General features: G+C 62.6%; 11 protein-coding genes. 4 read left to right on the forward strand and 7 right to left on the reverse strand.

All coding sequences use genetic code 11. The features are described 5' to 3' along the window. Nucleotides 1–180: 180 nt before the first annotated feature. Nucleotides 181–870, reverse strand: coding sequence for a response regulator (locus KUV41_RS07150; protein ID WP_222237212.1), 690 nt, complete (start codon nucleotides 868–870; stop codon nucleotides 181–183). Between the two features lie 142 nt (nucleotides 871–1,012). On the opposite strand from KUV41_RS07150, the gene KUV41_RS07155 reads away from it, so the two are divergent. Continuing rightward, nucleotides 1,013–2,533 carry an aldehyde dehydrogenase family protein gene (locus KUV41_RS07155; RefSeq protein ID WP_206939779.1) on the forward strand — a complete coding sequence of 507 codons (1,521 nt, stop codon included), beginning with the start codon at nucleotides 1,013–1,015 and terminating at the stop codon, nucleotides 2,531–2,533. Nucleotides 2,534–2,744: 211 nt separating this feature from the next. Continuing rightward, nucleotides 2,745–3,773 carry an alcohol dehydrogenase AdhP gene (gene adhP / locus KUV41_RS07160; protein WP_222161743.1) on the forward strand — a complete coding sequence of 343 codons (1,029 nt, stop codon included), beginning with the start codon at nucleotides 2,745–2,747 and terminating at the stop codon, nucleotides 3,771–3,773. An 87-nt stretch (nucleotides 3,774–3,860) separates the two neighbouring features. On the opposite strand, the gene KUV41_RS07165 is transcribed toward adhP, so the two are convergent. The 3 genes from KUV41_RS07165 to KUV41_RS07175 all read right to left on the reverse strand — a co-directional run bounded on the left by KUV41_RS07165 (nucleotide 3,861) and on the right by KUV41_RS07175 (nucleotide 7,911). After that, the gene (locus KUV41_RS07165; protein ID WP_261395937.1) at nucleotides 3,861–4,208 is read right to left on the reverse strand and encodes a DOPA 4,5-dioxygenase family protein; all 348 of its coding nucleotides are present in this window, start codon (nucleotides 4,206–4,208) and stop codon (nucleotides 3,861–3,863) included. Between the two features lie 234 nt (nucleotides 4,209–4,442). After that, nucleotides 4,443–6,488, reverse strand: coding sequence for a choline BCCT transporter BetT (gene betT / locus KUV41_RS07170; protein ID WP_206939767.1), 2,046 nt, complete (start codon nucleotides 6,486–6,488; stop codon nucleotides 4,443–4,445). Nucleotides 6,489–7,287: 799 nt separating this feature from the next. Continuing rightward, nucleotides 7,288–7,911 (reverse strand): hypothetical protein, encoded by a 624-nt coding sequence (locus tag KUV41_RS07175; RefSeq protein ID WP_206939765.1) that lies wholly within the window; start codon nucleotides 7,909–7,911, stop codon nucleotides 7,288–7,290. A gap of 350 nt (nucleotides 7,912–8,261) precedes the next feature. Here KUV41_RS07175 and KUV41_RS07180 point away from each other — a divergent pair, with 350 nt between their 5' ends. Beyond that, on the forward strand, nucleotides 8,262–8,861 hold the full coding sequence (locus tag KUV41_RS07180) for a LysE family translocator (RefSeq protein WP_222485283.1): 600 nt from the start codon (nucleotides 8,262–8,264) through the stop codon (nucleotides 8,859–8,861). A 103-nt stretch (nucleotides 8,862–8,964) separates the two neighbouring features. On the opposite strand, the gene KUV41_RS07185 is transcribed toward KUV41_RS07180, so the two are convergent. Next, the gene (locus tag KUV41_RS07185) at nucleotides 8,965–9,795 is read right to left on the reverse strand and encodes a helix-turn-helix transcriptional regulator (protein ID WP_222483527.1); all 831 of its coding nucleotides are present in this window, start codon (nucleotides 9,793–9,795) and stop codon (nucleotides 8,965–8,967) included. Between the two features lie 341 nt (nucleotides 9,796–10,136). Between KUV41_RS07185 and KUV41_RS07190 the strand changes: the two genes are divergently transcribed. Then, the gene (locus KUV41_RS07190; RefSeq protein WP_222483528.1) at nucleotides 10,137–11,660 is read left to right on the forward strand and encodes a DUF3360 family protein; all 1,524 of its coding nucleotides are present in this window, start codon (nucleotides 10,137–10,139) and stop codon (nucleotides 11,658–11,660) included. Between the two features lie 71 nt (nucleotides 11,661–11,731). Here the strand turns inward: KUV41_RS07190 and KUV41_RS07195 are convergent, their stop codons facing one another. After that, entirely contained in the window at nucleotides 11,732–12,439 is a 708-nt protein-coding gene (locus KUV41_RS07195) for a response regulator (protein ID WP_206939757.1), read from the reverse strand. Then, nucleotides 12,436–13,878, reverse strand: a complete 1,443-nt coding sequence (locus KUV41_RS07200; RefSeq protein WP_206939755.1) for an ATP-binding protein — start codon at nucleotides 13,876–13,878, stop codon at nucleotides 12,436–12,438. The genes KUV41_RS07195 and KUV41_RS07200 overlap by 4 nt, the downstream gene beginning before the upstream one ends. Nucleotides 13,879–13,888 lie beyond the last annotated feature (10 nt).

Raw genomic sequence — 13,888 nt, forward strand, 5'->3', positions numbered from 1 at the left:
CGTGGGAGCCACTGGAAGGTTCGTGTCGCGACGGTAGGGAGGGGGTGTGTCGGTAGCACTTTATTTGGTTGAGTGAAGTGACGCAGCTGACTTGGCGCACGGTGTGCTGCCCTTCCCTACGTCTTCTTCCGGACCCTGGTCACGGCTGTCTGAAAACCTGGCTGCGTCGTAGTCGGCGCCTTAGCGGGTCCTTCGGTTTGCCAGGCAGGTCAAGAGGGTAGACTCGTCGGCGGCCAGGATGGCCTGCACTCGACTACTGACCCCGAGCTTCTTGAGAATGGCTGAAACGTGGGTCTTGACGGTGGTCTCGGCGATCTCGAGCTCCCGTGCGATGACCTTGTTGGAGGCTCCGCGAATGACCAGTGAGAGCACCTCTAGCTGCTTTATCGTCAGCTGGTTCAACACGTCCACGGGAGTGGCCGTGCTCTGCGCGGGGGCGGGAGAGGGCCTGACGGCAGACAGCTCAGCTGGCCGACGCATGATATCCGCAGGCAGATAGATCTGCCCGTCAAGAATCTGCTTGATCGCCGCCAGCAGGTCCGGGCGAGGCGTGGATTTGGGCAGGTATCCAACCGCGCCTAGATCCAGCGCCCCCAGTACCGTGGCTCGGTCACTCTCGGCCGATAGCACGGCCACTGCCACGCCAGGGAACGCACGCCTGAGGGTATCGAGGCCATCGAGCCCCGAGGCATCGGGCAGGTTCAGGTCCAACAGCACCAGGTCGACATTGTCATCGGCATCCAACCCCTGGGCCAGAGCGGCGAAACAGTCCGCCTCGCGCAGCGAGGCACCGGGTAGTCCTGCCTGGATCACCGCGGTGATGGCGTCGCGAAACAGAGGGTGATCGTCAGCCACCATCAGGCTGTACATGTCGGGCTCTCCGCGTTCTTCACGATGAGCCTCCTACCGAAGGAGGAGGCACTCTCCTGCCAGGGCAGTATGTCGCATGCCGGGTCCGTGACCAAGACTGGAATGGCGTACAACGACAACATCCTGACAAAGGAGACACGCCATGATCTATCAAAACCCCGGACAGCCCGGCGCCGTCGTCAGCTTCGACGAGCAATACGGCAACTACATCGGCGGTGAATTCGTCGCTCCGGTGAAGGGGCAGTACTTCGACAATGTCAGTCCGGTCAACGGCCAGGTGTTCTGCCAGATCCCACGCTCAACGGCGGAGGACATCGACAAGGCGCTGGATGCCGCCCATGCCGCAGCGCCGGCCTGGGGGCGCACCTCTGCTACGGAGCGCTCGAACATCCTGCTCAAGATAGCGGATCGCATCGAGGCCAACCTGGAAGCCTTGGCGGTGGCAGAGTGCTGGGACAACGGCAAGGCGGTTCGCGAAACCCTGAACGCCGACATCCCCCTGGCAGTCGACCATTTTCGTTACTTCGCCGGCTGCATTCGCGCTCAGGAAGGCACTGCTGCCGATATCGACGCACACACCGTGGCCTACCACTTCCATGAGCCGCTAGGGGTGGTCGGCCAGATCATCCCCTGGAACTTTCCACTACTGATGGCCACCTGGAAACTGGCCCCGGCGCTGGCGGCAGGCAACTGCGTAGTGCTCAAGCCGGCAGAGCAGACCCCCGCTTCCATTCTGAAGCTGATGGAAATCATTGGGGATCTGTTGCCTGCCGGGGTGGTCAATGTGGTCAATGGCTTTGGTGCCGAAGCCGGTGAGGCCCTGGCGACCAGCAAGCGGATCGCCAAGATTGCCTTTACCGGGTCGACACCGGTGGGGTCGCATATTCTCAAGTGCGCCGCCGACAACATCATCCCCTCGACGGTGGAACTGGGTGGCAAGTCGCCCAACATCTATTTTGCCGACATCATGAATGCCGAGCCGGAATTCATCGACAAGGCGGCCGAGGGCCTGGTGCTGGCGTTCTTCAACCAGGGTGAGGTGTGTACCTGTCCGTCGCGGGCGCTGATTCAGGAAAGCATGTATGAACCCTTCATGGCCAAGGTGATGGAGCGGGTCGCCACGATCAAACGTGGCAACCCGCTGGACACCGATGTTCAGGTGGGTGCCCAGGCCTCCAAGGAGCAGTTCGACAAGATCATGTCGTATATGGACATCGCCCGTGAGGAGGGAGCCGAGTTTCTGACCGGGGGCAACCAGGCCAAGGTCGATCCGGCCCTGGATACCGGGTACTACATCGAGCCGACGCTGCTCAAGGGCAACAACCAGATGAGGGTGTTCCAGGAAGAGATCTTCGGCCCGGTGGTGGCTGTGACCACCTTCAAGGACGAGGAAGAAGCCCTGGCCATCGCCAACGATACCGAGTTTGGCCTTGGTGCTGGCGTGTGGAGCCGTGACATCAACGTGGCCTTCCGCATGGGTCGCGGGATTCAGGCCGGCCGTGTGTGGACCAACTGCTATCACCAATATCCCGCCCACGCCGCCTTCGGCGGCTACAAGAAATCCGGTGTCGGTCGCGAGACCCACAAGATGGTGCTCGAGCATTACCAGCAGACCAAGAACCTGCTGGTGAGCTACGACACGAATCCGCTGGGTTTTTTCTGATCCAATGACACTTGGCCAGTGGCAGCGCCGCTGGCCAAGTGGAGAGTCCGAGTGATCGCGCCGAACCTGGCGCATGTTACCGGCGCCTGTTGGGCGCCCATTGCCTGGTCGTCAATGTCGTGTGCGTGGTGATGAGTGTGGTGTATCGCGGGTCCTCGACATGGGCGTACCAAGGTCTTCTCATGCCTGAAACAAGGCAAGGAGTCATGCCATGCAACGCACTATGGAAGCCGCCGTCGTTCGTCAGTTTGGTCAACCCCTGAGCATCGAGGAAGTCGAGGTACCGCGTCCTGCCAGAGGCGAGGTGCTGGTCAAGATTGCGGCATCGGGTGTGTGTCACACCGACTTGCACGCGGCTCACGGCGACTGGCCGGTCAAGCCCAATCCTCCCTTCATTCCTGGCCATGAAGGTGTCGGCCAGGTGGCGGCGGTCGGCGAAGGGGTCACCCATATCAAGGAGGGTGATCGCGTCGGTATTCCCTGGCTGTACACCGCTTGTGGGCACTGCGAACACTGCCTGGGGGGATGGGAAACGCTGTGCGAGTCGCAGCAGAACACCGGGTATTCGGTAAACGGCGGGTTCGCCGAGTACGCGATCGCCGATGCTGGCTTCGTCGGTCATCTGCCGGACAGTGTGGGCTTTGTCGAGATCGCTCCCGTGCTGTGTGCCGGGGTGACGGTGTACAAGGGGCTGAAGATGACCGATACCCGCCCGGGGCAATGGGTGGTGGTGTCAGGGATTGGCGGACTGGGCCATATGGCGGTGCAGTATGCCAAGGCCATGGGGCTGAATGTGGCAGCCGTTGATGTCGCGGATGACAAGTTGGAGCTGGCCAAGAAGCTGGGTGCCACGGTGACCGTCAACGCCCTCAAGGAAGACCCTGTGGCAGCGCTCAAGCGCGATATCGGCGGTGCCCACGGAGCCTTGGTCACGGCGGTGTCGCCTAAGGCCTTCGAACAGGCCCAGGGCATGGTTCGGCGCGGCGGTACCATTGCCTTGAACGGCCTGCCGCCAGGGGACTTCCCGCTGCCGATCTTCGATACCGTGCTTAACGGCATCACCGTGCGTGGTTCCATCGTCGGCACCCGTCAGGACCTGCAGGAAGCACTGGATTTCGCCGGCGAAGGCAAGGTCAAGGCCACCGTTTCCACCGATCGCCTGGCCAATATCAACGACATCTTCGGGCGTATGCTGGATGGCAAGATCGAGGGGAGGGTGGTGCTCGATATGCAGGGCTGACGATCCCTTCCTTTACAGAAGGGTGGTCCCGTAAGGGAAAGCGGTGGAGCCCAGGTATCCAAGGCCCAGGTGCTTGCGTTCTGCCGCTCAGTCGCGGTGAAACACGTCGAGGTTCAACGTTTGGCTCTGGCCCAGCCAGATGACCCCCTGAGTGTGGTCAAACAGGTCATCGCCGGTACCCAGGTGCACAAAAATGTCCATGTCGCCCCGGTGGATGGCGAGCCAGGGCACAATGGCACCGAAGTCTTCAGCGGCGAAGGAGAGCTGGCAGCTCCAGCGTGGGTGTGGGCCCACCGGTTGTTGATGAAAGCGCCCGACCTGCACGGCAAAGCGTGCCTGGCAGGCGTCTGCCAACGTCTGCGCCTGGGCAAGCCCGGAAGCATCGTCGTAGTAGAGGTGGGCATGGTAGTAGCGAATCTGATCGACATCGGGCATCGGTAAGCTCCTTGGTAGTCCTTGTAGCATCGCGCCAATGGAGGGATGGAGCAACGGTGGTGGGCTGGCTTGCAGCTTCACGACCGGGCCAGCACCACTTTTCGCCAGTCTCAGTCCTGGCCAGCCCCACAGCACTCTCACTGCACCACTTTTATCAACGCACAAGAAAGCGGCGGCCCCTGGGGCCGCCGCAGTTGATGCTGATGTTGCAGGGTTATCTGAACGCCAAGGTGTTCAGGGATCTTGAGTCGCCCCTTCCGGTGGCTCGCCGATGAAGCCCGGCATGGCCGGTGTCGGCGTGCCCTGGCGGGCAATGGCCAGGAACTGCAGATGACGCTCGTATTCGCCGAGCACGTCGTCGATGACCTGGCCGCGGGTGTAGCCGTTGAGGTTCTGCCCCAGGCCGCCTTCCGCCAGATGGACGTCCAGACGCAGGTAGTAGTCGTCATCGGCGGGCAGGAAGCTCGGCGTACGCATGCGGTGTGGTCTGACCTGATAGACGAAGCTCTGCATCTCATCGAAGTCCACCTGCAGGGTCAGGCGCGGCAACGGCTCGCCGTCGATCTGCTCCTCACTCAGGGTGGCGGTCTGGCCACGGCGCTCGAGCTCTTCCACAAACTGGGCGAGGCCGGGACGCAAGGCGTGCTTGATGGTGGACTCCGCGCCGGCGCGATTGGAGGTGTCCAGCGCGCGATCCAGGCGCTCCTTCCAGTTGCCTCCTTCACCGCTGGCCGCTACCAGCTTGCGCGCGTCGGCCTTTTCCTTCTCCGTGCGCAGCGCACGAGTCAGCCCGACCATGATCGCAAACATCACCAGCGAGAAGGGTAGGGCTGTGATCACTACCGCACTTTGCAGAGCGTCCAGACCACCGGCCATCAGCAGGGCAATGGTAATCAGACCAATGATGGCAGACCAGAAGATGCGCAGGCGAATCGGTGCATCATGGTTCACGTCACGCAGGATCGAGGTGAAGTTGGCCAGGACCAGAGCCCCGGAGTCAGCGGAGGTCACGAAGAACACCACACCCAGCAGCGTCACCACCGAGGCGGTAATGCTGATATAGGGATACTGCTCCAGGAAGGTATAGATGGTGGTCTGCGGCGTGGCCAGAGCCTGCTCGCCCAGCACCGTCAGACCGTCATTGGCGACCATGTCGATCCCGGAGTTACCGAAGATGGACATCCACGCCATCATGAAGCCCAGTGGAATCAGCAGGGCACCCATGGCGAACTGGCGAATGGTGCGCCCACGCGAGATACGAGCGAGGAACAGGCCAACAAAGGGCGTCCAGGCAATCCACCAGCCCCAGAAGAAGATGGTCCACCAGCCCTTCCACTGCTGTGCGTCGCTGCCGGCGAACGCATAGGTGTCGAAACTCTTGCCGACAAAGCCACCCAGATAGTCCCCGACGTTAAGCACCAGGGCATTCAGCAGATGAAGCGTATCGCCCTGGAACAACACGAACAGCAGCAGGGCAGCAGCCAGCAGCATGTTGAACTCGGACAGGCGACGGATGCCTTTCTCTACACCGGTCACCACGGAGATGGTCGCCAGTATGACCACCAGTACGATCAGCACGACTTGCGTCGAAAGGCTCTCAGGCACGCCGAACATGAACGTCAGGCCGTAATTGAGCTGGATGACGCCGATGCCCAGGCTGGTGGCGATACCGAACACCGTGGAAATGACCGCGGTGATGTCCACGGCATTGCCGATCGGGCCGTAGATGCGCTTGCCCAGCAGCGGATAGAGCGCGCTCCGGATGGCCAGCGGTAGGCGGTGACGATAGCTGAAGTAGGCCAGAGCCATGCCCATCAGGACGTACATGCCCCACCCGGTCAGGCCCCAGTGCAGGAAGGTCTGGGGGACGGCCTGGCGCAGCGCAGCGGCACTTTCCGGTGCCATGTCCGGAGGGGTCAGGTAGTGCGACAGCGGCTCTGCCACGCAGAAGAACAGCAGGTCGATGCCAATGCCTGCAGCGAACAGCATGGACGCCCAGGAGAGTAGCGAGAACTCTGGGCGGGAGTGATCCGGGCCTAGCCGAATGTTGCCGACGCGGGACAGGCTGATCACCAGCACGAATACCAGATAGGCCACGGCGGCCAGCATGTAGTACCAGCCAAAGGTATCGTTGACCCAGGCGAGCCCTGCATCGAACAAGGCGCCTGCCTGCTCGGTCAAGGTCATGGTGAAGATGAGAAAGACCACGATGCCTGCCACGGCGCCATGAAAGACGACGGGGTTGAGACGATCGCGGGAGGCGTTTTCATGTTGTGACATGCACGTGCTCCCTAGAGGATGAAATGAGACTGAGCCGATCCGGCAACTTGCTGACCGAGGCCCTGCTGTGCCGGTCTCCGTAGCGCCGTCCTGGCATCTCCCAGCGGGCATTCCTTGCTGCTACGCCATTTCGTTAATTGGATGAGCAATTAACGAAATGGTGGTGACGGAGTGTCGCGATCAATGCCGTCTGGCCGAAGGCTCATTGTGCTGCTGCCGATAGGGCAGGTCGCCAGCACAGCGAGTGTTCGCGAGACAGCAAGCGCGACCCCAGCGGCGGCTCTTGGATGGGGTCGCTGACGATCCTATCCAGCCGTTGGAGGCTTACATTTTATTGATTGAACGTTCAATAAAATACAGAGTCCCGATGCATCTTTCAAGGTCGTCACCAAAAGACCGTGGAGAAAGCGTTGGGCATGGTGCGCAGGAACCGGGTCAGAGAACGGGGACGAAGGGTGGGGCCAAGGAGCGGGGCCGACGAACGGGGCCAGAGAACGGGACTAAGTAGCGGGGCCAAGGAATGGGAAAGAAAAACGAAGACGAGAAGCGCGGCCGAGAAATCCACGCCACGAGGGGGCGATACCCATGAAAAAGCCCCATACCGGGCGGCATGGGGCTTACGACGGGCTGCCGGAAAGCGATTCCGGCGCCTAGGGAAACACGGCATCGATGATGACGCTCAAGAGGCTACGGTGACTGCAGCGATACGATCCTGGTGACCGTCAGTCATTCCGAGGCCGCCTGCTGCGGTAGCGTCATCAGCTGCAACAGGCTGCCAGTGTTTCCTTGTGGGCGGGGATCAGGCCTCGGGAGCGTGGCGCTTGCCATGCTCGTGAGGATGACGCTCGCCGTGGCCGCGAGGACCTTGATCATGGCCCGGCATCAGGGCGTGCTTGAGCTCTCGCATCTGCTGCTCGTCGAGGATGTTGGCCATCTGGTCCCTGGAGGACGTCATCAGCTCGCGCCATGCATCGTGTCGCTGTTCGTCACTCTCGAAGTCCTGGGCCTTGAGAGCCTCGGCACCTTCCTTGAAGGACTCACGGGCAGCATTAAAGGCCTCGCGGTCTTCAGCGGACAGCTCCCACTTGTCGACCAGCGCATTGACGCGCTCTTCGCGCAGTTCATGACGGGCGCGCTCCAGCGCGGCCATGCCATCTTCCCCGAGGATCTCCTGGCGCTGTTCGCGGAAATCGGCGTTCAGTTCCTCGATGGCCTCGTGATGCTCGATACCTGCCTGCTTGAGTGCTTCGCGGGTGTCGGCGTCGATGCCGGCACGCTCATACAGCTCCGCGCGCATATCAGGGCCAGCGTGACGCGGTCCTTCGTGGCGATCCGGAGCCGCGCTAGCGCTCATCGCGATCGGCAGCAGGGCAGCGGAGATGGCGGCAGACAGCAGGGCCTTGCGAGCAAACGTGGTTTTCATGTGTGACTCCTTCAGCGTTGATGACCCTTTACCAAGGGTGATGTTGTCCGGGCGATGCCCTTGTTGACGTGATTCATCTTGGCGGGGTGTCGTGCAACTGACATGCAGCCAATGTGCAGAGAAGCGGCAAGCGCAGCCGACGTTATGCAACACGCTGTTCCAGTCAGAGCCTCCGTGGCAGGCGGAAGGCTCCAAGGCGGTGGACGTGGCTGGTGGTGAGAAGAGGCGGGTGGCGAGACAGGGAACAAGACTGGGTCAGGAGGCTGGCGGGACAGTGGGTGAAATTTTCTTCAATACCCGCACCAGCAGAAGCCTCAGGCTGAGGCTTTCCCCTGGGTGTGGAGTACGACATGACGTTTTCTGCTGATGAACTGTTGGCGATATTGGGATTTGCCTTGGTGGCGTCGCTTTCGCCGGGTCCCGTGAACCTGCTGATACTGACCGCCGGGATCGGCCACGGTGGCGCCCGAGCGATGCGCCTTGCGGTAGGCTCATGTGCTGGCTTCACGCTCTTGCTAGGCGTATTGGCGGCCGGACTTGGCAGCGTCTGGCAGGCGCTGCCGGTATTGCAGTGTGTGTTGAAGGCGGCGGGTGGAGGGTTCGTGGCGTGGCTGTCCTGGAAACTGCTGCAGGACCGCGGCGACTGGGGAGCAGAGGCCCATGGCACAGCGCCAGGGTTGATGACGGCGGCACTGATGCAGTGGCTCAATCCCAAGGCGTGGATCGCCTCCATGGCGGGGCTCGGGATCTTTACTGCGGGGCGAGGAGGGCTAGATATGGCCGTGTTTACCCTGACGTGGGGGACGGTCTGCTTTGCCAGTGCCTGCGTATGGGCATGGTGCGGGTCGCATGCGGGGCAGTGGCTGGCCGATGCGGGACGTCGCCAGCTGCTGCAGCGCGGCTTGGCGGTGACGCTGATGTGCAGTGGCGTATTGATGCTTCTGCCTTGAACGGGGTGGCCCCTCTATCATCCGCGGACGTTGCTCGCCCTTGGCCATCAACACGCCCAGAGCCGCCCCGAGGGCGGCAACAATCCGGCGGGAGATAAGCCGACTATGCGTGGCGGGGGAGGGAACCCTCGGCGTAGTGCCCCGGTGTGGTCGCCAGCAGTTTCTTGAAGGTTCGCTGCAGATGCGCCTGGTCGGCGAAGCCGCAATCGCTGGCGACTTGCGCAATCGGCTGGCCCTGGCGCAGCCGATCGCGAGCTTCGCGCACTCGCAGATCGATCAGGGCCGCATGGGGCGTGGTGGCATAGTGGCGCCGAAAGCCTGCGATCAGGCTGGTGGTGCGACAGCCCGCCTCCTGGCACAGGTCGGCGAGGCTCAGGTCATGTTGCCAGTCATCGTTCAGACGCTGCCAGGCACGGGCCAGGGCGTCGGGCGGAGCATTGCGCAGAGGCTCGGCTCGTGCCATCTGCTTGGCCAGCTCAGCCACCAGCAAGGCCAAGGCGGCGTCCCGCTCCAACCGGTCGGCATCGGCGGAGGCAAGGGTGTCAGTCAGGACCATGATGGAGCGGTGCAGCACGGGATCGCGACTGATCTGCCGAATCAGAGGCGGCAGGTCGTCCGTCGTTACATCCAACTGGACGGCCAGCCAGGCGCTGTCGAGATAGACCATATCGTAGCCCCAGTCAGCGTCGCTCAGGGCATTGCAGGCATGCATGGCGCCGGGCTCTATCATCACCACGTCGCCTTGGGTGACTTCAAGGGAGCGGTGGCGATGGCGGAACTGGGAGTGTCCTTGAACGATGGCACCCAGTGACAGGGTGTCATGGCTGTGGGCGGCGTGACTGAGGCGATGCCCCCCTCTCACCCGCCTGGCCTCGAGCTGTGGCAGGTCAGGGGCGCGCAGATAGCGGGACAGGGTGGCCGGAATAGTGCGCATGACGGATCTCGCTGACGGGCTCTCTATCAATAAGGGCTCTGTAGTTAACAAGGACGTCTCGTTGATGAGCCGCAAGGGAGAGCAACGATAGCTACTGTTATCCATCTTCCCGCGGCAGGCAAGTGCCGTGGAGCCTGAGCTGGGTCAAGGGATGCACCCTGAGCACAGCTTGGCCGCCAGGGGCGGGGAAAAGGCTGACGGCGATCAACGAGCATCGCCACTCAGATGGATAAGGTGACTTACCTTTTTTGCTGAAACGATCCATTGGCTGACAAGGCCGTCGGACACGACGCTGCGTGGCAAGAGCAGTGGGTCGATTTCCTCTGACAAGTGAGATCACCATGACGGACACTGCCACGTCCCGGGCGCAATCGCCCGAGGCGCTCAGCTATCGTGAGCTGCATCGGGATGCCAGCGAGTTTGCCAGCCGCTCCGACTATCTGGAGCACGAACTCAAGATCATGCGTCCCAGGCGCTTCAGCCTTAACTTGATCGGACGTGACTTCAATTTCGAGATCGAGGATCTGGTGCCGGCGATCGCAGGCACCATCGGTATCATCGCGATGTACTCGGCGGTGATGATGTCCTGGGCGGATGGGCTGTCGGCCGCCTGGCCAGGTGTCCAGCTGGGCAAGGATTTCGCCATCGCCGTGTCACGGCTCGAGATGCTGCTCCCGGTGCTGCTGTTCTGCGTGCTGGGTTCGGGGATCTTCAATCCCCGTGCCAACCTGGCCGGCAACCATGGACCGATGATTCCGCTGATCGGCAGCATGGCGTTGGCCGGGGCGCATCCCCTGGCGCTGGCGCTTTGGATCGGCGCCTTTGGTCTGGGGCTGTCGTGGATCAAGGGCGGGTCGCGGCTGGTCAACCTGACGTCTCAAGGGACCGCTGGGGGGCTGCTGATCTTCCTCGGATTTTCCGGGGCCATCGGCCAGATCAGCAATCTTAAATCTTGGGGCCTGGGCCTCTCCGGCGACATGGGGTACGTCGCTCTGATCGTGCTGGCGGTGAACATTGTGCTGTATGCGGTGCTGGCTCGCCTGGGCAAGCGCTGGCTGGCCATTCCTGCCTGTGCGGTCACTGGACTGCTGGTGGCGCTCGCCCTGGGCGCAGGTGGTGACCTTGAGTTGACCACCGAAGTAGGCCTTCCGCCCTTGAGCCCAAGCTACTGGTGGGGCAGCACCGAACAAGGCTGGATGATGGGGCTGCCCAATGTGCAGCACTTTATCGCCTCACTGCCGTTTGCCATTCTGGCGGTGGCCATGTGGTCCCCCGACTTTCTCGGCCATCGCATCTTTCAGGAGATGAACTATCCCAAGGGGGCCGACAGGGTGCTGATGGACGTCGATGACACCATGACCATGTGCTCCATCCGCCAGGTGGTCGGCACTGCCCTTGGAGGAGGCAATATCACCTCTTCCTGGGGCACTTACATGATCCCGGCAGCGATTGCCAAACGACCGATTCCGGCGGGGGCGATCCTGCTGGGCCTGCTGACCATCACCATTGCCATTCTAGGGTTCCCCATGGACATCGCGGTGTGGCCACCGGTCATGTGCGTGGCGCTGTTGGTGGGGGTGTTCCTGCCGATGCTCGAGGCCGGCGTACAGATGATCAAGGAAGGGAAGGACGCCCAGGCGGCCGGGGTATGCCTGTTTGCCGCTGCGGTGACCAACCCTGTTCTTGCCTGGGCTGCGACCATGCTGCTCGACAATAATGGCTGGATCGGTGACCGCGAGCGTTCCGGGCGGCTGTCGCTGGCGGATCGGCTGGTCATTCCCGCCGCGGTGCTCGGTATCTGTCTGTTCGCCATGCTGGCGGTGGGCATGTTCGAGGGACAGTACGGGATTCCCGCGCTGTTCTAGATCGAGCGCACGTGCCAGACGCAAGAGGCCGCCCTTGGGCGGCCTCTTGCGTTGTCGGCGGGTGATCGCTGTCACTCTTCCGGCTGGTACTTGTAGCCGACGCCGTAGACCGAGCGGATGATTTCTCGTTCTGGCCAGATGTCCGCGATCTTCTTGCGTAGCTTCTTGATGTGGCTGTCCACCGTGCGCTCCGAGACGATGCGATGGTCGCGGTACATGTGATCCATCAGCTGCTCGCGGGCAAAGATGCGGCCCGGCGAATGCATCATGACCTTGAGCAGCTGGAACTCCACCGCGGTGAGGCCGAGATCCTGGCCGTTGGCCAGGGCGCGCCAGCCGCTCTCATCCAGGATAAGGTCGTGATTGGCCTGGCTGTCAGTGTGCCGGGCTTGGCTGCGACGCAGCACGGCCTTGACCCTGGCCACCACCTCTCGTGGGCTGAAGGGCTTGCAGATATAGTCATCGGCACCCAGCTCCAGCCCCAGCAGTCGGTCGACTTCCTCGACGCGGGCGGTGAGCATGACCACGGCAATATCGGGCCAGCGCTGGCGGATCTCGCGACACAGGGTCAGGCCATCGGTGCCCGGCAGCATCAGGTCCAGCAGTACCAGGCTGGGGCGTGACTCGACCTCGCTCAGGTAGCCCACGACCTGATCGCCGTGGTCAATGTGGTGGGTGGCATAGCCACTGCCCTGCAGATAGTCCGCCACCAGGCGTGCAATCTTGGGCTCGTCCTCGACGATCAGGATCGTGTCGGTGGCGGCGTCGTTATCAGTCATTCGGTGTCCTCGTGCTGCTGCAGGTGGTCGGGCAGGGCCGGAAAACGCAAGGTCCAGCATAACCCTCCGAGAGCGGAAGGAGAGGGAGTCATCTCGGCGTCGTGGGCCCGTGCCAGGGCGGTGGCGATGGACAGGCCAAGGCCACTGCCTCCGCTGGCGCGGTTGCGGGAGCCTTCAACGCGGTATAGCCGCTCGGTCAGGCGGGGCAGCTCGCTGGCCGGGACGCCAGGGGCGCTATCTTCCCAGCGCAGCAGCCAGTCGTCGGCGTCGCGTTCGAGTCGGACCCTGAGCTGCCCAGGAGCCTGAGTATAGGCGCAAGTGTTGTCGATCAGGTTATTCCAAAGCTGGCGCAGGCGCTGGATGTCACCACGAATCCAGGCCGGCTGCTGGATATCATGCTCCAGGCTGATGCCGTGGTCACTCAGCCAGCCCTCCGCCTCATCCAGGCGAGAGGACAGCTGCTCGCCCAGATCCAGCGGGGCTAGCTGCACTTCGAGCGCACCAGCGTCACTCTGTGACAGCAGGCGCAGGTCGGCGACCAGTCGTTCCAGCTGGCCCACTTCCTGGGACAGTGAGTGCAGATTGTCCTGATCGAGGGCGCGAATGCCGTCCTGCATCGCCTCGATCTCCCCACGCAGCACCGCCAGGGGCGTGCGCAGCTCGTGGGCAATGTCCGATACCCAGCGGCTTCTTGCCTCACGACTGGCCTCCAGGGTTTCTGCCAGCACGTTGAAGTCATGTGACAGGCTCGACAGCTCATCGCGGCCCCGCTCGGGCAGGCGAATGCTGTAGTCGCCTTCGGTCAGGCGCCGGGTGGCCAGCGCCATGCCACGGGCGCGGCGTCCCATCCACCACGACAGCGCGGCTGCCAGCAGCAGCGACGTCAGCGCCAGTGCGATCACGATGATCGTCAGGTTGCGCTGCTGCTGGGCCAGAAACAGTCGATCCATGCGGGCCATCAGCTGTTCTGGAGGCCGATACCCCAGGGTCCCGACCTGGCGCCCGGCACTCATGACCGGCAGCCAGCGAAGCTCTGCCGCCATGTCATCCTTGTCCGGTGGCAGGCCGATGACCGGCAGTCCGTTCTCGTCGTGCAGTACGAAATCCCGTGGATCCCCCAGGTCTCCTTCAATCGACAGCGGTGGCAGGTTGTCGCCGGGCCATAGCTGTCGCCGCACCAGATGATGCCAGGCCCGCGGTGACTGGCGTAGCCATTGCCAGTTCTGTCGCCGCGCCCAGGCTTCGCCCAGCCCCTCCGCCAGGGTTTCGGCACGCCGGGTCTGGGAACGATCCAGGTATTCGATGAAGCCCTGATCGAGACTACGAGAAATGGCCACGAAGACCAGGCCAGCAATGGCCACGTTGACGACCAGAATAATGGCGAAAAGCTTCAGTCCCAGGCGTGAGAAGGCTGGGCGAAACAGACGTTTCGCGGACATGCGCGAGTTC

The sequence above is a fragment of the Halomonas sp. DP8Y7-1 genome (assembly GCF_019801685.1).
GTDB classification, from domain to species: Bacteria; Pseudomonadota; Gammaproteobacteria; order Pseudomonadales; family Halomonadaceae; genus Halomonas; species Halomonas litopenaei_A.